A 26,042-nucleotide genomic window follows, 5' to 3' on the forward strand; every position below is an offset into this window, starting at 1 on the left:
CCCCACGCGAACGAAAGGTCCCCGCGTGCGTTGTGGCAGCGGCGGCTAGCCTCCTCGCCGTGGAGCCAGTCGAGATCAACGCGGGCGAGTACTACCTGCGCGCTTTCCGCAGCGACGACCGCATCGACGACGTGCCGGCGCTGGCCGAGGCGTTCGCCGACCGGGAGACCCGCCGCTACATGCCGCGGCTGACCGGCCAGGACGCGCCGTCCGCCGAGACGCTCGTGATGCTGCTGGCCGACGGCTGGGAGAAGGACTACCGCTGGTCGTGGGCGGTGTGCGAGGCGGTGACGGCCGAGGTGTGGGCCGGGATCGTGATCCACAACGTCGACCACCACCTGGCGTCCGCCGAGGTGATGTGCTGGAGCCAGCCCGCGCACCGCGGCAAGGGCGTGCTGCCGAAGGCGCTCAACTCCGTCCTCGGCTGGGTGTACGGCGCGATGGACATCCACCGGGTGACGTACCGGCACGCGGTCTCGAACACGGCGTCACAGCGGGTCGCGGAGAAGTGCGGATTCACTCTTGAGGGTCGTCTTCGCGAGGAGGCGATGGTCGATGATCAGCGCGAAGACCAGTTGCTGTGGTCACGACTGGCGTCGGATCCCTTCCCCGAGCAGCTACGGTGACCGGCCATGCGGACCACGGGGCTGCTCATCGTCGTGCTGGTGCTGGCCGGGTGCACGGCCCCGCCTGAGCAGAGTTCGCTGACCACCCCGCCGCCTCCGCCGCCCTCGCCCACGACGACGTCGCAGATGGACTTCCCGCAACGGCCGCGCGCGGTGCCGCTGGACGCCGTCGAGCCGTGCGGGATCCTGTCGCCCGACCAGCTGACCGCGCTGAGCCTCGACAACCCGCCCAGCGCGTACGTGGAGCCGAGCTTCGGCGGCGCGCGGGCGTGCACCATCCGCAGCACGACGAGCGGCAACGTGGCCCGGCTGGCGCTCGTGACGGTCTCCGGCGCGGACGTGTGGCTGTCGGAGAACGCCCAGGTCGACTACACGGTCGGGGTCATCGAAGGGTTTGCGGCGATTACTGTCCGCACACCCGACGTGCACGACGTCTGCAACGTCGAGATAGACGTAGCCGATGGGCAGTTCCTCGACGTGATGTTCCGCGACGGCGGCAATTCCAGTGCGGTACAACAAGATCATCTTTGCCTCGGTGCCCAGCGTGTGGCAGAGGCGGCGATGGCCAGTTTGCTCCAGAAGCGCTGACCCACACGGGCGGATGTCACTGATCGCACTCCCCAGCGTTACCTTCGGTGGTTAGAGTGTCGAAGCGCTTGTAGGCACAATCGCCGGAGGTTTCACCATGCCGCCAGGGGGACGCAGCGGGGCCGACGCCTCGCCGCCGGCCGCGCACCAGCTGAACGTGGAGCCGGAGGCGATCCCCGCGTTGCGCAACACGTTCTCGGCCGCGCTGATCAAGCTGGACAAGCAGATCGAGATGGCGATCACCGAGTTCCGCGTGCGGCCGTGGGCGGGCGACCCGGTCAGCGCCGAGGCGGCCGAGAAGTTCAACGACCGCTCGATCTCGGACGGCGACTCGGCCCTGCAGGCGTTGCTGAACTACCAGCGACAGCTCAAGACCGCGATGGACAACCTCAACCAGATCGAGCGGCAGTACAACGTGGTCGAGGGCGACAACACCGGCATGATGAACAAGAGCGGGTGCTGACATGGCCGACCACCGCTGGCAGGGCTACAGCCACAAAGAGCTGTACGAACGCATCCACTCCGGTCCGGGTGCCGCCGCCTCCTTCGCGTCGATGCAGCGCTGGGAAGGCGTCTCGGCGGCGTTGACGGAGATCAACGACGACCTGCACAAGGGCATCACGCTCTCCGGCGCGAAGTGGGAGGGCAAGGCCGCCGAGATGGCGCAGTCGGGCCTCAACCCCGTCGCCGCCTGGGCCGACAGCGCCCGCAGCGGCGCCGACGTCATGCGCGTCTCGGCCGAACTGCAGGCCGGGTACGTCGCGAAGGCCCGCGCCGACATGCCGAAGCCGGTCACCGTGACCGCCGAGCAGCCCGGCGCCCTGGTCACCGGCATCACCCACCTCTTCGGCGGGCAGACCGACCACGAGAAGCAGGAGGCGGCCCAGGACGCCGCCGAGCGCCGCGCCCGTGAGGTCATGTCCACCTACGCGTCGTCCACGACGGCGAACACCTCGACGCTCGGCCAGTTCACCCAGCCCCCGCAGCTGCAGATCAGCGGCACCGGCGTCGCGCACGGCGGCGGAGCCCAGATCGGCACGGCGGCGGTCTGGGGCGTCGGCCCGAACGGCACCGGCCCCGGCGGCACGCGAGGCCGCACCACCACCGGCACCCGCGGCACGGCGGCAGCACCGCCGCCCCGCCCCGGCTCGGGCGCGCCGGGCTCCACGACCCGCACCTCGGGCACGGGCACCTCGGCGCCGGCCGCCAAGGGCACCCACACCTCGACCTCGTCGGCCGGCACGGGCGGTCCGGGCAGCACCGGCACCGCGGGCATCGGCGTCCCCGGCCAGCGCACCTCCAGCCGTCCGGGCTCCCAGAACCCCGAGGGCGGCCCGAAGCAGATGGAGGAGGGCGCGACCGCGGCCTCCAGCGCCGCGGCGGCCGGCACCGTGATGAACGCCGGCCACGCGGCAGGCGTCTCGGGCGCGGCGGGCTCGGCCATGGGCCCGACGGGCACGGTGGGTGCCCAGAACAACAACGACCAGGTCCACCGGCGCGCCGTGCCGATGCCCCAGTCCTTCGACCCGTTCGGCGGCATGGGCCCGCGCAAGGGCGAGGACGAAGAGGACCTGGAGCACAAGGCCGCCGACTACCTGCGCGAACGCGACGACATCTACGGCGTGGGCAGCTACTCGCTGCCCGTCATCGGGGAGAGCACGACCGACTGATGACTCTGTTCGGCTTGGACGTCGGGACGAGCGACACGCGCGACCCGGTGATCATCTCCACGCTGGAGTTCGACGTCCTCTGGGACCACCTGGGCCTGGAGACGATGCCGCTCGTCCTCAAGGTCCCCTCACCGGGCAAGACCCACGAGGAACGGCGCACCATCGAGGACCAGGTCTGGCGCCAGCTGGGAGCGAGGGGCCTGGGAGGCCCCCGCTCCCTGGACCCGACCCTCGAGGACCTCCTGCACGTCCTCAACCGCCCGCAACAGGAGATCGACGCCCGCATCTGGCTGGACGAACGCAGCCTCCGCCTCCTGGCCTGCGGCAAGGGCCAGGCAGGCGTCCTCGCCGTCCTCGACGGCACCCAGCTGATCCTGCGCCCGGCAGAAGCCGACGGCCTCCCCCGCGAGGCCCTCACGGCCCTCCCGACGGCACCGGCGGGCGAGGGCCACTCGATCACCCTGCCGTCCGCAGACCTGGACGCGGCCGCAGCCGCGGCCACCACCCCGGAAGACCTCGAAACGGGCCTCCAGGGCCTCCTCCGGGGCAACGACGCCCACACCCTGGCCGAGATGGTCCGCGACGCGACCAACAGGGGCCAGTTCGGAGCAGCGGCCCGGGACAAGTGGGGCAAGCGCAACCGCCCGGACCGCGTGGTCGCCTTCTACGACACGCCGAAGGGCCGCTACCTCCAGATGAGGCGCGCGACCGAGGGGCAGCCACCGTGGTCGACCATCACGCCGGTCGACTACCGCCGCCTGCACCACCACCTGACCGAACTGCTGGCGGAGGCCACGGGTACCGCCTGACCAGGGTGACAGGCCAGGCGGCAGAGCGGTGAGTTCAGACGAGGTGTCCGTAGCTCTCAGCTGAAGGACAACGCCCGCCGCGCTACCACTCGTGGCTCGGCCGGGCGCTTTTCAGCCCGGCCTCTCCGGTCCGACCAGCGCCTCGCAAGGGCCCCGAAGTCGAGGACAGGCCTCAGGGCCCGATCCCGGTGCACGGCCGGGTCCGCAGGTCGTTCACGTAGTCGTCCGGCGCCCCGGCGGCTTCGGCCGCATCAGCCACCACCCCGATGTACCGAGCAGACGGCAACCCACCCTCGTACGCGTCCAGCACGTAGAGCCAGGCCACCACAGACCCCTCCAGGGTCTGCACCCGCAACCGGATCTTCTTGTAGAGCCCGAGCGCGCCCTCCCACCGGTCGAGCCGCGACTCATCGCGCGGCGACACGTCGTAGAGCACGCAGAACGTCTGCTGGTCCGGCTCCTCCACGATGGTCGCGAGGGCACCTTCCCAGCCCAGGTCCTCGCCACCGAACGTCAGACGCCAACCGACGAGCCAGCCGGTCCCCGCGAGCGGGGAGTACGGGGCTCGCTCCATCATCTGGTTCGGATCCATGTTCGACCCGTACGCGGCATAGAGCGGCACGTCCGACAGCGTAGCGACCCAACGATCAGCTTTCGGTACTGACGACACGGTCGATTCGGTCAACGCGTACGGTTGACCCGCCCAACAAGCCCGTGGAAGGGAACTGATCGTGACCCGCATCGTCATCATCGGCGGCGGACCCGCAGGTTACGAAGCAGCCCTGGTCGCGGCGCAGCACGGCGCCGACGTGACCGTGGTCGAGAACGACGGGGCCGGTGGCGCGTGCGTGCTGTACGACTGCGTGCCGTCCAAGACGTTCATCGCTTCGGCGGGGGCGCGCAGTGCCTTCCGCAACGCCGGTGAGCTGGGGATTCAGACTCACAACGAGCTCGCGACCGTGGACCTCCCCGTCGTACACGGACGGGTGAAGGGGCTTGCGCTCGCGCAGTCCGCGGACGTCCGGGCGCGCCTCCAGCGGGAGGGCGTGCGGCTCATCAACGGGCTCGCGAAGTTCGTCGACGACTCGCGCGGACTCGCCCAGCACCAGGTCGTGGCGACGGCCGCGGACGGGACCGAGGAGGTCCTGAACGCGGATGTGGTGCTCATCGCAACCGGCGCCACCCCGCGCGTGTTGCAGGGCGCCGAGCCCGACGGCAAGCGGATCCTCACCTGGCGGCAGATCTACGACCTGCCTGAGCTGCCCGAACACCTCGCGGTGATCGGGTCCGGCGTCACCGGTGTCGAGTTCGCCAGCGCGTACACCGAGATGGGCGTGAAGGTGACGATGGTCTCCAGCCGGGACCGGGTCCTGCCGCACGAGGACGCCGACGCGGCCGTCGTGCTGGAGGACGTGTTCGCCGAGCGCGGCACGGCCGTCGTCAAGCACGCGCGGGCCGACCGGGTCGAGAACACCGGCGACGGCGTCCTGATCCACCTGGAAGACGGTCGCACGATCGAGGCGTCGCACGCCCTGATGACGGTCGGGTCGGTGCCCAACACGAGTGACATCGGTCTCGAAAAGATCGGCATCGAGCTCGGGCGTGGCGGCTACATCCCCGTCGACCGGGTCAGCCGCACGAACGTGAGCGGCGTCTACGCCGCCGGCGACTGCACCGGTGTGCTGTTGCTCGCCTCGGTCGCCGCCATGCAGGGGCGCATCGCGATGTGGCACGCGCTCGGCGAGGGCGTCAGCCCGATCAAGCTCAAGACCGTCGCCGCGAACGTCTTCACCAACCCGGAGATCGCGAGCGTCGGCATCAGCCAGCAGGCGATCGACTCGGGCGAGGTGCCCGCGCGCACGATCATGCTGCCGCTCGCCACGAACCCCCGCTCCAAGATGGAGGGGTTGCGCCGCGGTTTCGTGAAGCTCTTCTGCCGTCCGGCGACCGGCGTGGTCATCGGCGGTGTCGTCGTGGCGCCGAACGCGTCCGAGCTCATCCTGCCGATCGCGCTCGCCGTGCAGAACCAGCTGACGGTCGAGCACCTCGCGACGACGTTCTCGGTGTACCCGTCGCTGTCCGGCTCGATCACCGAGGCCGGCCGCCAGCTCATGCGGCACGACGACCTCGACTGAGTGGTCGATGATCACATTTCGACCCCGCCTCGATTGGACGCGCAACTGACCAACGGGTTGTGCGTCAATGGGTCTGTGGGGACTCGTGTCTTGATCGCGGTGCTGTGTGTGGCACTGGCCACAGCCTGCTCGCAGGCGCCCGCACCGAAGCCGTCGGCGGCGACGAGCGAAAGCGCTCCGCCGCCGGTGGTGTCACCGCTCGGCGACTCCGATCCGATGGAACTCCGGATCGAGCGCATCGGCGTGCGGTCGTCGCTCGTGGCGCTCGGCCTCGACCCTCAGGGCGTCGTGCAGATGCCGCCCGCCAACGAGGGCATGCAGGCCGGCTGGTACCAGGCACAACCGCAGCAGTGGATCATCGTGGGCCGGATCGAGAGCAACAAGGCCAGAGGTGTCTTCTTCAGACTGAACGACCTCGGCGAGGGCGACCTGCTCGAAGTGTCCAAGAAGGACGGTTCGGTCGCCCGCTTCACGGTCACGCGCACGGAGAGGATCATCCGCGACGACTTCTTCGCGGAGGCCGTGGCACGCGACGCGGACGAGCCGGGGTTGCGGCTGATCACGTGCGGCACCCGCGACAACGTGATCGTGCACGCAACCCCAGCCACGTAGAACTTGTGCGAGTTCGCGTCGGTCGTCCGGTCACCCGCTCGTGCCGAGATCGGCGGAGCCCATTTCGGTGCGAGCGAGTCGGCCGGACGACCGACTTCAAGGCGAACTCGCCGCCGTCTGCGGAGCAGCGGCCGGATACTCAGTCCTCGACCCAGTCGAAGGTCTTCGACACGGCCTTCTTCCAGTTCGCGTACTCGGAAGCACGCCGGGAATCGTCCATCTGCGGCTCCCACTGCTTGTCCTGCGCCCAGTTGTCGCGGATGTCGTCCTCGGTCTTCCAGAACCCGACCGCGAGCCCGGCCGCGTAGGCAGCGCCCAGAGCGGTCGTCTCGTTCACGACCGGCCGGATCACCGGCACGCCCAGGATGTCCGCCTGGAACTGCATCAACAGCTCGTTCACGACCATGCCGCCGTCGACCTTCAACGCCGTCAGGTCGACGCCCGAGTCCGCGTTCATCGCGTCGAGCACCTCCCGCGTCTGGAACGCCGTCGCCTCCAGCACGGCCCGCGCCAGGTGGCCCTTGTTGACGAACCGGGTCAGCCCGACGATCGCGCCGCGGGCGTCGGAACGCCAGTAGGGCGCGAAGAGGCCGGAGAACGCCGGCACGAAGTACGCGCCGCCGTTGTCCTCGACGGACCGGGCGTGCTCCTCGATCTCGGCCGCGGACCCGATCATGCCGAGGTTGTCCCGCAGCCACTGCACCAGCGAGCCGGTGACCGCGATCGAGCCTTCCAGCGCGTACACCGGGGCCGCGTCACCGATCTTGTAGCAGATCGTGGTGAGCAGGCCGTTCTCGCTCATCACCTTCTCGGTGCCGGTGTTGAGCAGCATGAAGTTGCCGGTGCCGTAGGTGTTCTTGGCCTCGCCGGGCGAGAGGCAGGCCTGGCCGAACGTCGCCGCCTGCTGGTCGCCGAGGATGCCCGCGATCGGCACGCCGGCGAGCGCGCCGCGTTCGCGCACCTGGCCGTAGACCTCGGAGGACGACTTGATCTCCGGCAGCATCGACATCGGAATGCCCATGTCGGCGGCGATCGAGGAGTCCCACTGCAGCGTGTCGAGGTCCATCAGCATGGTGCGCGAGGCGTTCGTCGGGTCGGTGACGTGCACGCCGCCGTTCGTCCCGCCGGTCATGTTCCACAGCACCCACGTGTCCATGTTGCCGAACAGCAGGTCACCGGCCTCGGCACGCTCACGCGCGCCCTCCACGTTGTCGAGGATCCAGCGCACCTTGGGGCCGGAGAAGTAGGTCGCCAGCGGCAGGCCGACCTTGGCCCGGTAGCGCTCCTGGCCGCCGCCCAGCGCACCCAGCTCGGCGACGATCTTGTCCGTGCGGGTGTCCTGCCACACGATGGCGTTGTAGACGGGCTCGCCGGTGTTCTTGTCCCACACCACGGCCGTTTCGCGCTGGTTGGTGATGCCCACCGCGACGATGTCCGAAGTGGACAGATCGGCCTTCGCCAGCGCACCGGCGGCGACCTGGCGGGTGTTCTGCCAGACCTCCTTCGGGTCGTGCTCGACCCATCCCGCGCGCGGGAAGATCTGCTCGTGCTCCTTCTGGTCGACCGACACCACCCGCCCGGAGTGGTCGAAGATCATGCACCGGGTCGACGTGGTGCCCTGGTCGATCGCGGCCACGTACTGGGTCATGCGAGAAGTCCTTTCAGACCGGGAGAACCAGGAAGAGCAACGCGGCGAGCGCGCCACCCAGGAGAGGGCCGGCGACCGGGATCCACGAGTAGCCCCAGTTCGCGTTGCCCTTGTTGCGGATCGGCATCAGGAACGCGTAGGCGATGCGCGGACCGAGGTCGCGCGCCGGGTTGATGGCGTAGCCCGTCGGGCCACCGAGCGACGTACCGATGACCAGCACGACGAACGCGACACCCGCGTACCCGAGCGCCGAGTTCCCGAACTGCGGCACGCCGTCCACCGACTCCTTGGCTCCCGGCGACAACAGGATCCAGAGGACCAGCACGAACGTGCCGATGACCTCGGAGACGAGGTTCCACGGCACGCTCGGCACGGTCGGGCCGGTGGAGAAGATGCCGAGCGTGTTCTGCGGTTCGTCGTGCGTGTCGAACTGCATCTTGTAGGTGGCCCAGCAGAGCATCGCGCCGATGATGGCGCCGACCATCTGCCCGAGGACGTAGAAGGGAACGTCGGCCCACGGCGTCTTGTCGGCGATGGCGAGGCCGAAGGTGACGGCGGGGTTGAGGTGCGCCCCGCTCGGGTTGGCGATGCTGGCGCCGGCGAAGACCGCGAAGGCCCAGCCGACGTTGACGAACAGGAAGCCCGTGCTGTTGCCGAGGGTGTCCTTGAGCACCTGGTTGGCGACGACACCGGTGCCCAGGAGGATGAGGACCGCTGTCCCCAGCATCTCCCAGACGAAGATCGAGCCTGCGCTCATCGTCGACCTCCACTCGTTTGCGGCCAGGTGGGCGCGCAAACCCGAGGTCAGGGCCGCGCCGCCCGCCTTCAACGTGCTCGGACGCTATCCCCGAGCTGATCACTTGTCTACGCCGTCCACCTGCACTCAGGCCGATTGTGGGCCTAAGGGACCTAGGCCGCGCGCCCGTGGGCGAAGCGCGGTTCGTGCAGGTAACGTGATCCGCGAGTCGTCACAGGGAGGCGCCTGTCGTGGCCACGCGAAAGAACTCACCGGCAACACCGAACGTCCCCAGTGCTCCGCCGATCACCGGCAGGCTGGGCCCGGCCGAGCGCGAGGAGTCGTGGCAACGCCTCGGCGCCGAGACCTTCGACCTCGTGGTGGTCGGCGGTGGCGTGGTCGGCGTCGGCGCGGCGCTCGACGCGGCCACCCGCGGTCTGCGGGTCGCCCTCGTCGAGGCGCGCGACCTGGCGTCCGGCACGTCGAGCAGGTCCAGCAAGCTCTTCCACGGCGGTCTGCGCTACCTGGAGCAGCTGGAGTTCGGCCTGGTGCGCGAGGCGTTGCGGGAACGCGAGCTCATGCTGACGCGGATCGCACCGCACCTGGTGAAGCCCGTCGCGTTCCTCTACCCGCTCTCGAACAGGGTCTGGGAACGCCCGTACACGGCGGCCGGCCTGTTCCTCTACGACACGATGGGCGGCGCCCGGTCCGTGCCGGGGCAGAAGCACCTCACGCGGGCGGGCGCGCTGCGGCTCGTCCCGGCGCTGAAGCGGGACGCGCTGATCGGCGGCATCCGCTACTACGACGCCCAGGCGGACGACGCGCGGCACACGATGATGGTCGGTCGCACGGCCGCCCACTACGGCGCTGTCGTGCGGACGTCGACGCAGGTCGTCAGCTTCCTGCGGGAGGCGGACCGGGTGTCCGGCGTGCGGGTGCGCGACGTCGAGGACGGGCGCGAGGTCGACGTGCGGGCGCACGCGGTGATCAACGCGACCGGTGTGTGGACCGATGAGCTGCAACGGCTTTCGGGCTCGCGCGGGCGGTTCCGGGTGCGCGCGTCGAAGGGCGTGCACATCGTCGTGCCGCGTGACCGGATCGTCGCCGAGGCCGGGATGATCCTGCGCACCGAGAAGTCCGTGCTGTTCGTCATCCCGTGGCGCAACCACTGGATCGTCGGGACCACCGACACCGACTGGAACCTCGACCTGGCGCACCCCGCGGCCACACAGCACGACATCGACTACATCCTCGAGCACGTCAACTCGGTCCTCGCGACCCCGTTGACGCACGACGACATCGAGGGCGTCTACGCGGGGCTGCGGCCGTTGCTCGCGGGCGAGTCCGACTCGACGTCGAAGCTGTCGCGCGAGCACGCGGTGGCGAGGGTCGCGCCGGGGCTGGTCGCGATCGCGGGCGGCAAGTACACGACGTACCGGGTGATGGGCGCGGACGCCGTGGACGCGGCGCACGTCGACCTGCCCGGCCGGATCCAGCCGTCCATCACCGACAAGGTGCCGCTGGTCGGCGCCGACGGCTACCACGCGCTGGTCAACCAGGCCGATCAACTGGCCGCCAAGCACGGCCTGCACCCGTACCGCGTCCGGCACCTGCTCGACCGCTACGGCTCGCTGGTGCACGAGGTGCTGTCGCTCGCCGCGGACGACCCCGACCTGCTCAAGCCGATCCCGGCCTCCCCCGACTACCTCCAGGTCGAGGCGGTGTACGCGGCCTCGCACGAGGGCGCGATGCACCTGGAGGACGTGCTGACCAGGCGCACCCGCATCTCCATCGAGTACGCCCACCGCGGCGTCGACTCGGCGGAGGCGGTGGCCAGGCTGGTCGCGCCGGTGCTCGGCTGGGACGAGGACGCGATCAAGCGCGAGGTCGAGGTCTACAACGCCCGCGTCGAGGCCGAACGCACGTCGCAGACGAAGCCGGACGACCAGGCGGCGGACGCCGTGCGGGCGGCGGCGCCGGAAGCACGTCCGCAACTGACGGAGCCCGTGAGCTGACTGTGATCAACCTCGGGCATGGTGGAAACCATGTCTGGGGTTGACAGAAGAACGTTCCTGAAGGCCGGCGCCGTCGCAGGTGCCGCCACCACCACAACGTTGTCCACCACCGGCTCCGCGTCCGCCGCGGAGCCGGTGATCTTTCAGCACGGTGTCGCGTCGGGTGATCCGCTGCCCGACTCCGTGCTGCTGTGGACCCGCGTCATCACGTCGTCGCCTATCAAGTGGGAGGTCGCGCGCGACGAGGACTTCCGCCGGATCGTGAAGCGCGGCACGACCCACACCTCCGCGGACCGCGACCACACGGTCAAGGTCGACGTCCGCGGTCTGCTCCCGAACCGTCACCACTGGTACCGCTTCCGTGTCGGTGACGTCGTCTCACCGGTCGGCCGCACGAAGACCGCCGGCTGCGGCTCGGAACTGAACTTCGGCATGGCGTCGTGCGCGAACTGGTCCATGGGCCACTTCGCGGGCTACGGCTTCCTGGCGCAGCAGGACCTCGACGCCGTGATCCACCTCGGCGACTACATCTACGAGGGCGTCTACGCGCCCGAGGTGCGCCCGGCGGACCCGCCGCACGAGTGCGTGACGCTCGACGACTACCGGCGCCGCCACGCGCAGGTGAAGACCGACCGGCACGTGCAGGCGATGCACGCGGCCCACCCGGTCATCGCGACGTGGGACGACCACGAGTCGGCCGACAACTCGTCCAGCATCGGCTCGCCGTTGCACGACCCGGCGACCGAGGGCCCGTGGGGCGTCCGCCTGGCCGCCGCCACGCAGGCCTACTTCGAGTGGATGCCCGTCCGCGACAACAAGGTCGACCGGAGCTTCCAGTTCGGCCACCTCGCGTCGCTGACCATGCTCGACCTGCGCTCGTTCCGCACGGACACCACGATCCTCGGTGCCGCGCAACGCACGTGGCTGATCGACCGGCTCACGCGCGACGACTCGCGGTGGAAGCTCGTCGGCAACTCGGTGATGATCAGCCCGTTCAAGATCCCGCCGGCGCCGGGCTTCCCGTCGTCGAACCCGGACCAGTGGGACGGCTTCCCCGCCGACCGCGAACTGGTGCTGCGCGCGTTGGGCGAGCGGAGGAACACGGTCTTCCTGACGGGCGACATCCACAGCTCGTGGGCGTGCGAGGTGCCGTTCGAGGGCCGTTCGGTGGCGACCGAGTTCATCACGACGTCGCTGACCTCGGACAACTTCGACGAGCTGCTGAAGGTGCCGCCGCGCACCGGATCCGTGCTGCTGGAGGCGCAGATCCAGCTGCTCAACCCGCACGCGAAGTTCGTGGAGCTCGACTCGCACGGCGTCGGCACGGTCAAGGTCACCGCCGGCGAGGTCCGCTACGACTGGCACTACACGGCGGACCGCAAGGACCCGGACAGCGCCGTGACGCGGGCGCATTCGTACCGCACCCGCCACGACACCGCCCAGGTCGAACGGGTCCTGCCCTGATGTGACGGTGGCCTGGGGCGCGGAACCGCGGTTCAGCGCCCCAGGCCACCGTTCGGCGTTCGGGTCCGGACAGCGCTGTGGCGCGTGCGAAATCGTTCCGCACGCGCCACAACACTGCTCAGACCGAAAGGGTTCCGCTTCAGGCGAGAGCGGCCAGCGCGGTGTGCACCATGACGCGGACACCGACGAGGAGCGCGCGCTCGTCGAGGTCGAACGTCGGCTGGTGCAGATCGCGCTGCTTCTCCTGGCCGTTCCACACGCCGAGACGTGCGAACGAGCCGGGCACGTGCTCGAGGTACCAGCCGAAGTCCTCACCACCGGAGGACTGCTCGGTACCCGCGAGCGCGTCGTCGCCCAGTGCGGCCTCGATGCCGGCGCGCAGGATCTGGGTCGACTCGCGGTCGTTGACCACCGGCGGCACGCCGCGGCGGTGGTGCAGGTCGAAGCCCACGCCCGTGGGGGCCAGCAGGCCCGTGACGAGGTCCTTGACCAGCGGCTCCAGCTCGGCCCAGATGTCGCGGTCGCCGGTGCGCAGCGTGCCGCGCACCAGGCCGTCCTGCGGGACGGCGTTCGGCGCCTCGCCCGCGTGCACCGCGCCCCACACCAGGACGGTGCCGGAGCGGGGGTCGACGCGGCGCGACAGCATCGTCGGCAGGCCGGTGATGACCGTGCCGAGGGCGTGCACCAGGTCCGCGGTGAGGTGCGGGCGCGAGGTGTGGCCGCCCGGCGAGGAAAGCCGCAGCTCCAGCAGGTCCGACGCCGACGTGATGGCGCCGATGCGGGTGCCGATGCGGCCGACCTGCAGGCGCGGGTCGCAGTGCAGGCCGAAGATCCGCTCCACGCCGTCGAGGCCGCCCGCGGCGAGCACGTCCAGCGCACCGCCCGGCATGACCTCCTCCGCCGGCTGGAACACCAGGCGGATGCGGCCCGGCAGTTCCGTCGCCGACGCGAGCGCCAGCGCGGTGCCGATCAGGACCGTGGTGTGGGCGTCGTGACCGCACGCGTGCGACACACCGTCCACAGTGGAGCCGAACGGCAGGCCGGTGTTCTCGTGCAGCGGCAGGGCGTCCATGTCCGCGCGGAGTGCCACGCAGCGGGGGCCGTTGCCGATGTCGCAGATCAGGCCGGTGCCGCCGGGGAGGATGCGCGGCTTGAGGCCCACCTCGCGCAGCAGCTTCGCGACGAGTTCGGTGGTGTTGTACTCGCGCCGGGAGAGTTCCGGGTGGGCGTGGATGTGGCGGCGCCAGGCGACGACGTCGGAGGCGTGCGCCTTCAACCAGTCGTCGAGCCAGGCCGGGCCACGACCTTCACCGAGATCATCCACAGGAGACATGCTCACCCCGGTGGGGTCCACGAGCATCTCAGGGGACGTCTTCACAGTTGAGGGACCCGAAGGCCGGGAGTCCAGAACCGTCATGCCGCACCTCCGCGGGCCAGCAGCCGTGCTCGCTGCCGGGAATCGGTGGCTGTCGCGATCGTCGTCCAAGCCATGGCAAGTGCTCCGTCGAGGAGCGCACGGTCGGCCGACGCCGAGGCACAGGCGGTCGCGAACTCTTGTTGGTGGTTCACCGCGTCTCCGCAGTCGATGGCGATGGTCGGGTGGATGGCGGGCAACACTCTGGTGACGTTGCCCATGTCGGTGCTCCCGATCTTCTCCCGCTGTTCCTGTTCCGGCGAGAGCGGTCGTCTGCCCAGCTCGGTGGCCGCACGCCGGTAGGCGTCCGCGAGCCACGGGTCGGGAGTCAACTCGGCGTAGATCGGTGAGACCTGCACCACCTCATGGGTGCAACCGGTCGCGAGCGCACCGGCTGAAAAGCAGTCCCGAATTCGGTTCTCCAGGCGCTGCAACGATTCCAGGTTTTCCGCCCTCACGTCGAACATCGCCGACGCACGGGCGGGTATTACGTTCGGCACGGTACCGCCGTTGGTGACGATGCCGCTCACCATCTGGCCGGGCTCGAAGTGCTGCCGCAGCAGGCTGATCGACATCTGCGCGATCGTCACCGCGTCCGCGGCGTTGACGCCGAGGTGCGGAGCGGCCGCCGCGTGCGACGGCTTGCCCTGGTAGTGCACTTCCAGGTCCGTGATGGCCAGCGACTTCGCGGCACACGACTCGTACGGCGCGGGGTGCACCATCATCGAGAGCGAGACGTCGTCGAACACGCCTCGTTCCAGCATGAGCACCTTGCCGCCGCCGACCTCTTCCGCCGGGGTTCCGATCACCTTGATGGTGATACCCAACTGGTCGGCGACGTCACGCAGAGCGAACGCCGTGCCGACCGAAGCGGCGGCGATGACGTTGTGCCCGCACGCGTGCCCTACCTCGGGCAGCGCGTCGTACTCGGCGCACAGACCCAGGACGAGCTCACCGCTGCCGAACGTGGCGACGAACGCGGTGTTGAGGTCGGCGACGCCGCGCTCGACCTCGAAACCCTCCTCGACCAGCAAAGAGGTGATCTTCTCGACGCTGCGGTGCTCCTGGAAGGCGAGCTCGGGCTCGGCGTGGATCGAGTGCGACAGGTCCAGCAGCGCGTCGGAGTACCGCTCGACGGACGAGCGTGTGCTGATCTTCAAGTCGGTACCCATTGGCCACCATCCTGCATCACCACTTGACGGACGCGGTGCGCTGATGATGATCAACCGGACGGCCGGTCGCAGCGCTGCGCCGAGCGGCGAGCGAGTTTCGGTCTGACCGATCAACGATGACGCAAATGGTCGAGAGATACGCTTAACTTTGACTATTACATCCCAGCATTTGGGACGAGTCGTCTCACCTCGAACGACGCGCGACCTATCCCTTCTTGGCCGCGCGCTCCTTGCGCCACTTCGCCCACCGCTTCTTGTTGCGGTAGTAGACCAGCGCGAACAGGACGACGGCGATGCCGCCTATCCACAGCTTGCGCTTGGTCTCCTCACGAGCTTCAGGCGACGGCTCCTGCGGCGCGTTCACGTTCGGCGCCGGGTTGACAGTCGTCTGCTGGGCTGCCGCGACAGGCGCGTTCGCCGCCTCTTGCGCGGACGCCACTCCGGCGATCCCGAGAACGCTCATCAGCGAGAACACGCAGGCCAGCAACAACCTCGACATGCCCTGAACTCTACCCCGAATACCACGATCGAAGGTCACCCAAACTAGTTAAGCGCCTACCGTGAGTCCGATTGAAACGCCTGCAAAATCTGCTCGGCCGCGAGGGTGGCGGTGAGCTCGCCGAGGCGCACCTTCTCCTCGAGCGAGGGGGCGAGCGACCGCACGGCGGCGCTCTCGCGCACCTGCCGCCACAGTTCGTCGTGGACCATCATCCAGGTCCACTCGACCTGCTGACGTCGACGTCGCTCGTCCAGTTCACCGGCGTCCTGCAGCGTCCGCCGGTGTTCCAGCACTCGGGACCAGAGGTCGTCGAGACCGGTTCCGGTGAGACCCGAGCAGGTGAGCACCGGCGGGTGCCACACCGCGTCCGGCGGGCGCAGCAGCTTCAGCGCCCCGGCCAGTTCGCGCGCGGCCTTGCGGGCGTCCAGCTCGTGGTCGCCGTCGGCCTTGTTGACCGCGATGACGTCCGCGAGCTCCAGGATGCCCTTCTTGATCCCCTGCAGCTGGTCACCGGTGCGCGCCAGGGTCAGGAACAGCGAGCAGTCCGTCATGTTGGCCACGGCGACCTCGGACTGCCCGACGCCGACCGTCTCGACCAGCACGACGTCGAACCCCGCGGCCTCGACCAGCACGATCGTCTCGCGGGTGGCCTTGGCGACCCCGCCGAGCGTTCCGGACGTGGGCGAGGGCCGGATGAACGCGTTGCGGTCGACCGAAAGCCGCTGCATGCGCGTCTTGTCACCGAGGATGCTGCCGCCGGTGCGGGTCGAGGACGGGTCGACGGCGAGCACCGCGACCCGGTGGCCCTGCCCGGTCAGCGCGGTGCCGAGGGCGTCGATGAACGTCGACTTGCCGACGCCGGGGACGCCGGTGATGCCGACGCGGATCGCGTTGCCGGACTTCGGCAGCAGCTCGACCAGCAGCTCCTGGGCCTTGGCCCGGTGGTCCGCCCGCGTGGACTCGACCAGCGTGATGGCCCTGGCCAGCACGCCCCTGTTGCCGTCGAGGACGCCTCGGGTGAGCTCGGCGACGTCGATCGTCCTAGCCATGGTGGCCGAGTTGCTTCGCGAGCTTGACCAGCAGGTCCTTGGCCGCGTCCGCGATCACCGTGCCGGGCGGGAAGATCGCCGCCGCGCCCGCCGCGTACAGCTCGTCGAAGTCCTGCGGCGGGATGACGCCGCCGACGACGATCATGATGTCCTCGCGGCCGAGCTTGGCCAGCTCCTCCTTGAGCGACGGGACGAGCGTGAGGTGGCCGGCGGCGAGCGAGCTGACGCCGACGATGTGCACGTCGGCCTCGACCGCCTGCAGCGCGACCTCCTCGGGCGTCTGGAACAGCGGGCCGACGTCGACGTCGAAGCCGAGGTCCGCGAACGCCGTGGCGATCACCTTCTGGCCGCGGTCGTGGCCGTCCTGTCCCATCTTGGCGACGAGGATGCGCGGACGGCGGCCTTCTTCCTCCGCGAACGTCTCGACGACCTCGCGGCAGGAGTCCACGTTGGACACCGAACCGACCTCCTGCCGGTACACCCCTGAGATGGTGCGGATCTGCGCGCTGTGCCGGCCCCACACCTTGCCGAGCGACTCGGAGATCTCGCCGACGGTGGCCTTGGCGCGGGCGGCGTCGATCGCCAGCTCCAGCAGGTTGCCCTCGCCGGTCGCCGCCTTCGTGAGCGCGTCCAGCGCACTGTCCACAGCGGACTGGTCGCGTTCTTCCCTGAGCCTGCGCAGCTTTTCGAGCTGTTGCGCGCGCACGCCCGCGTTGTCGACCTTGAGGACCTCGATCTGCTCGTCGTCGGTCACCAGGTACTTGTTGACGCCGATGACGGGCTGGCGGCCGGAGTCGATGCGCGCCTGGGTGCGGGCCGCCGCCTCCTCGATGCGCAGCTTGGGGATGCCCTCGTCGATCGCGCGGGCCATGCCGCCGGCCTTCTCGACCTCGGTGATGTGCTCCCACGCCTTGGCGGCGAGTTCGTTGGTGAGGCGCTCGACGTACGCGCTGCCGCCCCACGGGTCGATGACGCGCGTGGTGCCCGATTCCTGTTGCAGCAGCAGCTGGGTGTTGCGGGCGATGCGCGCCGAGAAGTCGGTCGGCAACGCGAGGGCTTCGTCCAACGCGTTGGTGTGCAACGACTGCGTGTGTCCCTGCGTCGCCGCCATCGCCTCGACGCACGTGCGCGCGACGTTGTTGAACACGTCCTGCGCGGTGAGGCTCCACCCGCTCGTCTGGCAGTGGGTCCGCAGGCTCAGCGACTTCTGGGACTTGGGTTCGAAGTCGTTGACCAGCTTCGCCCAGAGCAGCCGCGCGGCTCGCATCTTGGCGATCTCCATGAAGTAGTTCATGCCGATCGCCCAGAAGAAGCTCAGGCGCGGCGCGAACTTGTCGACGTCCAGCCCCGCTTCCCGGCCCGCCCGGATGTACTCGACGCCGTCCGCCAGCGTGTACGCCAGCTCCAGGTCGGCCGTCGCGCCCGCCTCCTGCATGTGGTAGCCGGAGATCGAGATGGAGTTGTACTTCGGCATGTGCTGGGAGGTGAAGGCGAAGATGTCGGAGATGATCCGCATCGACTGCTTGGGCGGGTAGATGTAGGTGTTGCGGACCATGAACTCCTTGAGGATGTCGTTCTGGATCGTCCCCATGAGCTGCTCCGGCTTCACCCCCTGCTCCTCCGCCGCCACCACGAACAGGGCGAGGACCGGCAGCACCGCGCCGTTCATCGTCATCGACACGGACATCTTGTCGAGCGGGATGCCGTCGAACAGCGTGCGCATGTCGTAGATGGAGTCGATGGCCACGCCCGCCATGCCGACGTCACCGGCGACGCGCGGGTGGTCCGAGTCGTAGCCGCGGTGGGTCGCCAGGTCGAACGCGACGGACAACCCCTTCTGGCCCGCGGCGAGGTTGCGGCGGTAGAAGGCGTTCGACTCCTCGGCCGTCGAGAAACCCGCGTACTGGCGGACGGTCCACGGCTGGTTGACGTACATCGTGGGGTACGGGCCGCGCAGGAACGGCGCCACGCCGGGGTACGTCTGCAGGAAGTCCAGGCCCTCGGTGTCCTCCGGGCCGTAGACCGGCTTGACCGCGATGCCCTCCGGGGTCTCCCAGTTGGGCAGGTCGGTCTCGTACTCGCCCTGCGGGAGGGGGCCGAGGTCGATGTCCGCGAAGTTGGGGATCATCGCTCCACTCCCAGGAAGTCATAGGTGTTGTTCAGGATTTCCAGCGCCGGGCAGCCCAGGAAGACGAAGCCGTCGACTTCGGCGTCGGTCTTCTTGCCCGCGAGGAGTACCCGTTCCGCGCCGGCCTCGCGCAGGGCCTCGACGGTGGCGACGGCGCTTTCGGCGTAGCTCGAGTCGCTGCCGCAGAGCACGGCGATGCGCGCGCCGGACTTCTGGAAGCGTTTCGCCACTTCCTCCGGGGTCCTGGTGGGGCCGGCGTTCGGGGTGGCGAAGCCGCCCGCGTTGAAGAGGTTCGCCGCGAAGGTGGCGCGGGCGGTGTGGGCGGCGACCGGGCCGAGCGTGGCCAGGAAGACCTGCGGCCGTTCGGGCTGGGCCTCGGCGAGGTCGCGCAACTCCTCGAAGGCCTGTGCATAACGCACCCGCGGCAGCCCGAAACTGTCAGACCCGCCTGAGAAACTTGGAGTGGGGGGCGCGTCCCCCCTGGGGGCCTGCGAGTCGGAATCGATGCCGAAGGGCTCGCGCACGACGGGCTTCTCGGTGAGGTTCGGGAACTCGCTGACGCCCGTGATCGGGTCGCTGCGGTCCGCGAGCCGGGCCGAGCGAGCGGCCCACGTCGTGGCGATCCGGCCCGCGACCAGCGATCCGGCCTCGGCGATGCCGCCGGCGCGTTCGATCTCCTGGAACCAGGCCCACGCCTGAACCGCCAAGGCGTCCGTCAGGTTCTCCACGTACCAGGAGCCGGCCGCCGGGTCGATCACCTCGCCGAGGTGCGACTCCTCCAGCAGCAGGTTCTGCGTGTTGCGGGCGATCCGCCGCGCGAACTCGTCCGGCAGCCCGATGGCCGCGTCGAACGGCTGCACCGTCACGGCGTCCGCGCCGCCCAGGCCGGCCGCCAGGCACGCGACCGTGGTGCGGAGCATGTTCACCCACGGATCGCGGCGGGTCATCATCGCCGACGACGTCACCGCGTGCTGCACCTGCACCGCGCCGGAGACCCCGGACACCTCGGCCACCCGCGCCCACAACCGCCGTGCCGCGCGCAGTTTGGCGATCGTCGTGAACTGGTCGGCCGTCGCGGCGAACCGGAACTCCAGCGCGTCGAAGGCCTTCGCCTCGGAGAAGCCGGCCGCGGTCAGGGCGCGCAGGTAGGAAACGCCCAGCGCCAAAGACGCGCCCAGCTCCTCGGCGTCGGAACCACCCGCGTCGTGGAACGGCAACGCGTCCACCACGCAGGTCCGCAGCGAAGGAAACTCCGAAGAAGCCGCGCGGATGACGTCGAGGGCCTCGCCGAACGGCGTCAGCCCGAGGTTGCCGCGCACGTCGGAAGCCAGCACCGGAGCCTGGTCCCACACCCGCAGCATCGCGCGCGCCAGGTCCACCGAACCGTCGAGCACCACCGGTGCGAGGTCCAGGTAGACGCCTTCCAGCAGGCGTTCCAGCGACGACGGCGGGACGGCGAGCCACAACGAGGTGACGCCGCCCTCCAGGTCGTTCATCAACGCCACCGGATCGGGTACGGCGTGCCGCTGCCGGACGTCCCAGCCCTGCTTCGCCGGCACGAGGGCGTACGGCGCCGGGAGGGCGTCGTCGCGGGTGTAGAGCGGCTGGAGTTCGATGCCGTCGTACGTCCTGGTGACCAGGGAGTCGTAGCTCGCGCCGGTCTTGCGGAGGACGGCGTCGACCAGCTCACGCCACTGCTCCCGCGACGCCGCGGGGAACTCGTTCGGGCGGAATTCGGCGGGCAAGGCCAACTCCATCATGCGTTGCAGTGTTACCGACCAGTACCGACACGGCTATGTGAGGTTCACCGCCGTTAACGATGCAGTCAGTGTGTCAGGCGGCGCCAACGATGCGGTAAGGCTGCTCGGAGGCGCGCACGGCGCGGTCCGCGGCTCGGGAAGAATGGGTCCGTGGACAACGGTGACCAGGAGCGCTTGATCGCGGCTAGGTACCGGCTGCTGCACCTGCTGGGCCAGGGCTCGATGGGCACCGTCTGGGCTGCTCACGACGAGGTGCTGCGCAGGCAGGTCGCGGTCAAGGGGATCCTGCGGCCTCCCGGCATGCCCGACGCCGAGGCCGACCTGCTCAGGGAACGCACGATGCGCGAGGCGCGGGCCGTCGCCGCGCTCTCCCACCCGAACCTGGTGACGCTCTACGACGTCGTCCAGCACGACGGCGACCCGTACGTGGTGATGGAACTGGTGCCGTCGCGCAGCCTCGGCGAGGTGTTGCAGGAACAGGGCTGCCTCACCGAGAAGCAGGGCGCGGCCGTGCTCGACGCGGTGGCGGCGGCACTCACGCCGGCGCACCGGGCGGGCATCACGCACCGGGACGTGAAGCCCGGCAACGTGCTCATCGCGGACGACGGCCGGGTGAAGCTCACCGACTTCGGCATCGCGCGCAACGTCGCCGAGGCCACCATGACCGCGCGCGGCATCACGCTCGGCACGCCCGCCTACATCGCGCCCGAGGTGGCGCAGGGCGGTGACGTGTCGGCGGCCGCGGACCGGTGGTCGCTCGGCGCGACGATGTGGGCCGCGATGGCGGGCGAGCCGCCGTACGTGGGCAAGAACGTCATGCAGACGATCAACGCCGTCATCCACGGCGACGTGCCGGTACCGGCGGGCGCGGGCAGGCTCGCCCCCGTGATCAGCGGGTTGATGCGCAAGGACCCCGACGAACGGCTGTCGCTCGTCGACGTCCGCAAGCAGGTCTACGCGCTGCTGCCGGAACCGGGCACCGACGCGTTCGAGGTGCGCAACCCCGTGCCGCTGCCGGTCGTCGTGCGGCCCAAGCCGAAGATCCAGCCGGACGCGCCGCTGGCCGACGACCCCGGCCCGTTGCCGTTCCTCGTCACCAACCCCCTCCCGCCGGTGCGCCGCCGCAGCCGGGTCGCGACGGTGTTCGTGCTGGTGGCGGCCTTGCTGCTGTTCGTCGTGGGGTCAGGTGGCGGGTTCGCGCTGACCAGGTACGCGGCGGGAGCGCCGCTGCTGCCGCCGACCGCGCAGTCGCTGCCCACGCTGCCGACCCTGCCCACGTCGGCGACGCTGCAGCAGCGCACCGCCTCGGCCGCGTTCGTGACCGGTGAGCAGGGCGGCAAGTTCACGTTGAGCGTCGAGCAGAGCTGGTCGACCTACGCCGAGCAGCGGGCCTCCGACCCGTGGTTGCCGGAGTCCGCGGTGGTGCACTTCGTGTCCGGCAGCGGCGCGTACGAGGTGGCGGTCCGGCGGTTCCCCGGCTTCTACCCGAAGTACGACATCGACTCGTACCTCACCGGCGTGGCCGCGCGCTGGCCCGGCGCGTTCTTCGTCAGCGGCAAGGTGGCGACGCCGAACCTCGCGGGGCCGCGCAGCGAGGACAGCATCCAGTTCGTCTACAAGACCGTCGAGGGCGAGGGCACGGACGCGGTGCGGAGGTCGCACTTCTCGCGGGTGCTGCCCTACGGCAAGGACCTGTGGGTGGTCGAGGTGATCGTGCCCACGGAGCAGGAGGACGAGGCACGGGCGCGCCTCTTCGACGCGATCGCCTCGACGTTCGCCCCGGTTTAAGCTCTCGCGGTGACTCCAGAAGAGCTGGCCGGCAAGGCCGCGGAAGAGATCCAGAGCCGCACCGGCAACGCGAAGCACGACATCGCCATCGTGCTCGGCTCCGGCTGGCGGCCCGCCGCCGACGTGATCGGCGAACCCGTCACCGAGATTCCGGTGGGCGAGCTGACGGGCTTCGAGGCGCCGACCGCGCTCGGCCACGGCGGCACCATCCGTTCCGTCGAGGTCGAGGGCAAGAAGGTCCTCGTCGTGCTCGGCCGCACCCACGGCTACGAGGGCAAGGGCATCCAGAAGGTCGTCCACGGCGTGCGCACGGTCGCGGCCGCAGGCGTGTCGACGGTCGTGCTCACCAACGCGGCCGGTGGCCTGCGGCAGGGCATGTCCGTCGGGCAGCCGGTGCTGATCTCCGACCACCTGAACCTGACGGCGCTGTCGCCGCTGGTCGGGGCGCGGTTCGTGGACCTCACGGACCTGTACTCGCCGCGGCTGCGCAAGGTCGCGCAGGAGATCGACCCGTCGCTGGAGGAGGGCGTGTACGCGGGTCTGCCCGGACCGCACTTCGAGACGCCCGCCGAGATCCGCATGCTCCGCACGATGGGCGCGGACCTGGTCGGCATGTCGACCGTGCACGAGGCGATCGCCGCGCGTGCCGAGGGCGTCGAGGTGTTCGGGTTGTCGCTGGTCACGAACCTGGCGGCGGGCATCACCGGTGAGCCGCTGAACCACCAGGAGGTGCTGGAGGCCGGTGCCGCGGCCGCCGAGCGCATGGGCACGCTGCTGCGCGAGCTGGTGGCGCGGGCATGAGCTTGACGCCGGCACTGCGCGACGCGACGTTCCGGTGGATCGCCGACGACCCGTCGGACGCGACCCGGACCGAACTGCAGACCGTGTTGGCGCGGGCGATGGGCGGCGACCCCGCCGCGGTGGAGGACCTTCAGGACCGGATGGCCGGTCCGCTCACGTTCGGCACGGCCGGGCTGCGCGGGCCGGTGCGCGCGGGCACCAACGGCATGAACGTCGCCACGGTGGTCCGCACGACCGCCGGGCTCGCGGCGTGGCTCGGGTCGTCGTCCGGCCTGGTGTTCGTGGGCCGCGACGCCCGGCACGGCTCCGAGGAGTTCGCCGTGGCCGCCGCCGAGGTGATGGCGGCGGCCGGGTTCGAGGTCCGGCTGCTGCCGGGGCCGTTGCCGACGCCCGTGCTCGCCTACCTGGTGCGCGCACACGGTGCGGTGGCGGGGATCCAGATCACCGCGTCGCACAACCCGCCCGCGGACAACGGTTACAAGCTCTACCTGAGTGGCGGTTCGCAGATCGTGCCGCCGTCGGACGGCGAGATCGAGAAGGCGATCGAGGGCGTTCCGGCGGCGGTCTCCGTGCCGCGGAACGTCACGTACACAACGCTTTCCGACGCCGACGTCGACGCGTACCTGGAGCGGGTGGCGTCGCTGCCGCGCGGGAACTCGCGTTCGTTGAAGATCGCGCTGACGCCGATGCACGGCGTGGGTGGCGCGTTCGCCGTGGAAGCGTTGCGGCGCGCGGGTTTCACCGACGTGCACGTGGTGCGGTCGCAGGCGGTGCCGGACCCGGACTTCCCGACGGTGGTGTTCCCGAACCCGGAGGAGCCGGGCGCGTCCGACGAGCTGCTTTCCCTTGCGGCGTCGGTGAACGCGGACCTGGCCATCGCCCTGGACCCGGACGCGGACCGGTGCGCGCTCGGTGTTCGCGACGGCGAGACGTGGCGGATGCTGCGCGGCGACGAGACGGGCGTGTTGCTCGGTTCGCTCGTGCTGTCGACCACGGAGTCCGCGGATCCGTTGGTGGCCACGACGATCGTGTCGTCGTCCCTGCTCAAGTCGATCGCTGCCGCGCACGGCGCGCGGTACGTGGAGACGTTGACGGGCTTCAAGTGGCTGGCGCGCGCGGGCGAGGGTCTGGTGTTCGCCTACGAGGAAGCGCTCGGCAACTGCGTGGACCCGGAGTTCGTGGCGGACAAGGACGGCATCTCGGCCGCCGTCGTCGCCGCGGACCTCGCCGCGGGCCTGAAGGCGTCCGGGCGGACGTTGCTGGACGCGCTCGACCAGCTCGCGCTGGACCACGGCCTGCACCTGACCGACCAGGTCTCCCTGCGCTACACCGATCTCAGCCTGATCGGGGCGACGATGGCCCGGCTGCGCGCCGAGCCGCCGGCGGAGTTCGCGTCCGAGGACCTGCTGCCCGGCGCGGACGTGCTGCGCTGGACCGCCGAGGGCGTGCGGGTGATCGTGCGCCCGTCCGGCACGGAGCCGAAGCTCAAGGCGTACCTGGAGGTCGTCGAACCGGTCACGGACGGACTGGAGTCCGCCCGTGCGTCGGGGAGGGCCAGGCTTGCTGAACTGCGGGAACGCGTGACGGAGCTCGTCAGCTAGCCGGGGAACACGAGCGCCCAGGCGAGCGCGAGCACAGCGAGGACGAATCCCCCGCCGGCCACGAGGTAGGCCCTTCTGGTCGGCGGGGCGATCGCGTTGCGACGGCCTTCGGTGACGGCCGCCACGGCGATCCGCCCGAAGATGTACGCGATCGCGCAGAGCCCCACGCCGAGCCCGAACAACATCGTGTTGATGTCCCACGGGCTGTGGTCGAACCCCGGCCACACGGACGCGAAGAGCGGCCCGATCCCGATCATGCCGATGCTGATCCCGAGGCCGAAGCCCCAGGTGATGCGGCGCTGACGGGGGCTGGTGTGCATTAGGGCGGTGGTCTTCATGGTCCCTCCTGTGTACACCCTTTAAGACGTGCTTCCGGCATCAGGGTTCCGTTTGCTGAGCAACAGGAACGCCTGCGGTCCGCCTTCGTCCACACCCCTCTGACGTTGCAACCGCGCCACTTCGTTGAACCCGGCCGCCGTCGCGTTGCTCACGGTCTCGTCCATGTCGTGCCAGTGGACTTCGAGTTCGACGTCGTGGCCGTACGCGTGGGTGAGCGGCCTTCGCTGGTCACCCAGTTTGAAGGCGTGCAACAGATGACCGCCAGGCTCGAGGACTCGGTGGAACTCCTGCCACGGCACCTCATTCGCTGCCATGTGGACTGTCGAGTACCAGACGACGGCGCCGCCGAGGCTGTTGTCCTCCAGGTTCAGCGCGGTCATGTCGCCCTGGGTGAACGTGAGGTGCGGGTACAGCTTCCTCGCCTGTTCGAGCATGCCGTCGGACAGGTCGATGCCTGCTACCTCCAGGCCCAGTTCGCGCAGGTGCTGCGTGATGCGGCCGGTGCCGCAGCCGATGTCCGCGACCGGGCCGTCGGTGAGTTCGGCGAAGGCGCGCATGATCGCGGCGTCGAGCGGGCGGCCGTCGTGCGCGTCCGGGATCAGGCGGGCGTAGTCGGCGGCAACTGTGTCGTAGGAGGCACGGGTCATGGTCATCTATGTTGCCGCTCATGGACTACACGCGGCGTGATCTGGCGCTCGCCTACCTCAACGCGCACGAGATGCCGGAGTTCGGCCCCGAGCCACCGGCCGCCTCGCTCGCGACGAGGCTGAAGACCTACCACCGGGAACTGCTGCGTGGCCTGAAACACCTCTTCGACTTCAGCCTGGAGGACGAGACCGCCCTGCGGATGTTCCTGAACAGCGTCGCGCACTCGTACCGCACCAACACGACTCCGCTCTCCGGGGTGCTCGAGGGTGGCCTGCTGTACAAGCGCATCGACGGCACCGGGATGCTGGAGGTGTGCCGCGAGCTGACCGAGCTGCACCTCAAGTCGCAGGAGCGGCACGTCGACCTGGCCGTGATGATCCTGGAGCTGGCCAAGCCGGACGACGGGCAGGTCGTGACGAGTGAGCAACTGCGGGCGATCGGGGTGGACGACGAGAAGCCGACCGACCCCGACTACGAGTGGTACTGAGCCTTCAGACGCCGTGCAGCCTGCGCAAATGCGGTGGGTCCGGCGGGCCTTGG

24 protein-coding genes are annotated in these 26,042 nt (G+C 69.9%); 13 read left to right on the forward strand and 11 right to left on the reverse strand.

The annotated features are described in order from the left end of the window. Positions 1–59 precede the first annotated feature (59 nt). The 5 genes from QSK25_RS32910 to QSK25_RS32930 all read left to right on the forward strand — a co-directional run bounded on the left by QSK25_RS32910 (position 60) and on the right by QSK25_RS32930 (position 3,693). Complete coding sequence (locus QSK25_RS32910; RefSeq protein WP_285644078.1) at positions 60–626, forward strand: GNAT family N-acetyltransferase; 567 nt, start codon at positions 60–62, stop codon at positions 624–626. Positions 627–632: 6 nt separating this feature from the next. Continuing rightward, on the forward strand, positions 633–1,214 hold the full coding sequence (locus tag QSK25_RS32915; protein ID WP_285644079.1) for a DUF3558 domain-containing protein: 582 nt from the start codon (positions 633–635) through the stop codon (positions 1,212–1,214). A 97-nt stretch (positions 1,215–1,311) separates the two neighbouring features. Continuing rightward, positions 1,312–1,677 carry a transcriptional regulator gene (locus QSK25_RS32920; RefSeq protein ID WP_285644080.1) on the forward strand — a complete coding sequence of 122 codons (366 nt, stop codon included), beginning with the start codon at positions 1,312–1,314 and terminating at the stop codon, positions 1,675–1,677. A gap of 1 nt (position 1,678) precedes the next feature. Then, on the forward strand, positions 1,679–2,884 hold the full coding sequence (locus QSK25_RS32925; RefSeq protein WP_285644081.1) for a PPE domain-containing protein: 1,206 nt from the start codon (positions 1,679–1,681) through the stop codon (positions 2,882–2,884). Further along, positions 2,884–3,693, forward strand: a complete 810-nt coding sequence (locus QSK25_RS32930; protein WP_285644082.1) for an ESX secretion-associated protein EspG — start codon at positions 2,884–2,886, stop codon at positions 3,691–3,693. Before QSK25_RS32925 ends, QSK25_RS32930 begins: the two co-directional genes overlap by 1 nt. A gap of 172 nt (positions 3,694–3,865) precedes the next feature. On the opposite strand, the gene QSK25_RS32935 is transcribed toward QSK25_RS32930, so the two are convergent. After that, the gene (locus QSK25_RS32935; protein ID WP_285644083.1) at positions 3,866–4,315 is read right to left on the reverse strand and encodes a gamma-glutamylcyclotransferase family protein; all 450 of its coding nucleotides are present in this window, start codon (positions 4,313–4,315) and stop codon (positions 3,866–3,868) included. A gap of 109 nt (positions 4,316–4,424) precedes the next feature. On the opposite strand from QSK25_RS32935, the gene QSK25_RS32940 reads away from it, so the two are divergent. Then, positions 4,425–5,828, forward strand: a complete 1,404-nt coding sequence (locus QSK25_RS32940; RefSeq protein ID WP_285644084.1) for an NAD(P)H-quinone dehydrogenase — start codon at positions 4,425–4,427, stop codon at positions 5,826–5,828. Positions 5,829–5,936: 108 nt separating this feature from the next. Further along, on the forward strand, positions 5,937–6,440 hold the full coding sequence (locus tag QSK25_RS32945) for a sortase domain-containing protein (protein WP_285644086.1): 504 nt from the start codon (positions 5,937–5,939) through the stop codon (positions 6,438–6,440). Between the two features lie 139 nt (positions 6,441–6,579). Here the strand turns inward: QSK25_RS32945 and glpK are convergent, their stop codons facing one another. Both glpK and QSK25_RS32955 read right to left on the reverse strand, forming a co-directional pair. Beyond that, positions 6,580–8,088: a glycerol kinase GlpK gene (gene glpK, locus QSK25_RS32950; protein WP_285644087.1), complete on the reverse strand. Its 1,509-nt coding sequence runs from the start codon at positions 8,086–8,088 to the stop codon at positions 6,580–6,582. A gap of 13 nt (positions 8,089–8,101) precedes the next feature. Then, positions 8,102–8,845, reverse strand: a complete 744-nt coding sequence (locus QSK25_RS32955) for an MIP/aquaporin family protein (RefSeq protein WP_285644089.1) — start codon at positions 8,843–8,845, stop codon at positions 8,102–8,104. A gap of 230 nt (positions 8,846–9,075) precedes the next feature. Between QSK25_RS32955 and glpD the strand changes: the two genes are divergently transcribed. Both glpD and QSK25_RS32965 read left to right on the forward strand, forming a co-directional pair. After that, positions 9,076–10,839: a glycerol-3-phosphate dehydrogenase gene (glpD, locus tag QSK25_RS32960; RefSeq protein WP_502881915.1), complete on the forward strand. Its 1,764-nt coding sequence runs from the start codon at positions 9,076–9,078 to the stop codon at positions 10,837–10,839. A gap of 30 nt (positions 10,840–10,869) precedes the next feature. Then, entirely contained in the window at positions 10,870–12,303 is a 1,434-nt protein-coding gene (locus tag QSK25_RS32965) for an alkaline phosphatase D family protein (protein WP_285644090.1), read from the forward strand. A 139-nt stretch (positions 12,304–12,442) separates the two neighbouring features. On the opposite strand, the gene QSK25_RS32970 is transcribed toward QSK25_RS32965, so the two are convergent. From QSK25_RS32970 to QSK25_RS32995, 6 genes are all read right to left on the reverse strand, one after another. Next, complete coding sequence (locus QSK25_RS32970; RefSeq protein WP_285644091.1) at positions 12,443–13,720, reverse strand: M20 family metallopeptidase; 1,278 nt, start codon at positions 13,718–13,720, stop codon at positions 12,443–12,445. Beyond that, positions 13,717–14,889, reverse strand: coding sequence for a M20 family metallopeptidase (locus tag QSK25_RS32975; RefSeq protein WP_285644093.1), 1,173 nt, complete (start codon positions 14,887–14,889; stop codon positions 13,717–13,719). Before QSK25_RS32975 ends, QSK25_RS32970 begins: the two co-directional genes overlap by 4 nt. Before the next feature lie 205 nt (positions 14,890–15,094). Beyond that, positions 15,095–15,388, reverse strand: a complete 294-nt coding sequence (locus QSK25_RS32980; RefSeq protein ID WP_285644094.1) for a hypothetical protein — start codon at positions 15,386–15,388, stop codon at positions 15,095–15,097. A gap of 56 nt (positions 15,389–15,444) precedes the next feature. Continuing rightward, complete coding sequence (gene meaB, locus QSK25_RS32985; protein WP_285644095.1) at positions 15,445–16,437, reverse strand: methylmalonyl Co-A mutase-associated GTPase MeaB; 993 nt, start codon at positions 16,435–16,437, stop codon at positions 15,445–15,447. Further along, positions 16,430–18,565 carry a methylmalonyl-CoA mutase gene (gene scpA / locus QSK25_RS32990; RefSeq protein WP_285644097.1) on the reverse strand — a complete coding sequence of 712 codons (2,136 nt, stop codon included), beginning with the start codon at positions 18,563–18,565 and terminating at the stop codon, positions 16,430–16,432. The genes meaB and scpA overlap by 8 nt, the downstream gene beginning before the upstream one ends. Then, positions 18,562–20,325: a methylmalonyl-CoA mutase family protein gene (locus QSK25_RS32995; RefSeq protein WP_285644099.1), complete on the reverse strand. Its 1,764-nt coding sequence runs from the start codon at positions 20,323–20,325 to the stop codon at positions 18,562–18,564. Before QSK25_RS32995 ends, scpA begins: the two co-directional genes overlap by 4 nt. Before the next feature lie 150 nt (positions 20,326–20,475). On the opposite strand from QSK25_RS32995, the gene QSK25_RS33000 reads away from it, so the two are divergent. From QSK25_RS33000 to QSK25_RS33010, 3 genes are read left to right on the forward strand one after another with little or no spacing between them, the layout of a single operon-like run. Continuing rightward, on the forward strand, positions 20,476–22,113 hold the full coding sequence (locus tag QSK25_RS33000) for a serine/threonine-protein kinase (RefSeq protein WP_285644100.1): 1,638 nt from the start codon (positions 20,476–20,478) through the stop codon (positions 22,111–22,113). A 9-nt stretch (positions 22,114–22,122) separates the two neighbouring features. After that, positions 22,123–22,914 carry a purine-nucleoside phosphorylase gene (locus tag QSK25_RS33005; RefSeq protein WP_285644101.1) on the forward strand — a complete coding sequence of 264 codons (792 nt, stop codon included), beginning with the start codon at positions 22,123–22,125 and terminating at the stop codon, positions 22,912–22,914. Continuing rightward, complete coding sequence (locus QSK25_RS33010) at positions 22,911–24,515, forward strand: phospho-sugar mutase (protein ID WP_285644108.1); 1,605 nt, start codon at positions 22,911–22,913, stop codon at positions 24,513–24,515. The genes QSK25_RS33005 and QSK25_RS33010 overlap by 4 nt, the downstream gene beginning before the upstream one ends. Here the strand turns inward: QSK25_RS33010 and QSK25_RS33015 are convergent. Together QSK25_RS33015 and QSK25_RS33020 are read right to left on the reverse strand one after the other, a co-directional pair. Further along, complete coding sequence (locus tag QSK25_RS33015; RefSeq protein ID WP_285644111.1) at positions 24,512–24,853, reverse strand: hypothetical protein; 342 nt, start codon at positions 24,851–24,853, stop codon at positions 24,512–24,514. The two genes, QSK25_RS33010 and QSK25_RS33015, sit on opposite strands and share 4 nt — an antisense overlap. A 21-nt stretch (positions 24,854–24,874) precedes the next feature. Continuing rightward, positions 24,875–25,501: a class I SAM-dependent methyltransferase gene (locus QSK25_RS33020; RefSeq protein WP_285644115.1), complete on the reverse strand. Its 627-nt coding sequence runs from the start codon at positions 25,499–25,501 to the stop codon at positions 24,875–24,877. A 20-nt stretch (positions 25,502–25,521) separates the two neighbouring features. Here QSK25_RS33020 and QSK25_RS33025 point away from each other — a divergent pair, with 20 nt between their 5' ends. Next, positions 25,522–25,989, forward strand: a complete 468-nt coding sequence (locus QSK25_RS33025) for a hypothetical protein (RefSeq protein ID WP_285644118.1) — start codon at positions 25,522–25,524, stop codon at positions 25,987–25,989. The last annotated feature ends 53 nt before the right edge of the window (positions 25,990–26,042 follow it).

Source organism: Lentzea sp. NBRC 102530 (assembly GCF_030269365.1).
GTDB lineage: Bacteria > Actinomycetota > Actinomycetes > Mycobacteriales > Pseudonocardiaceae > Lentzea.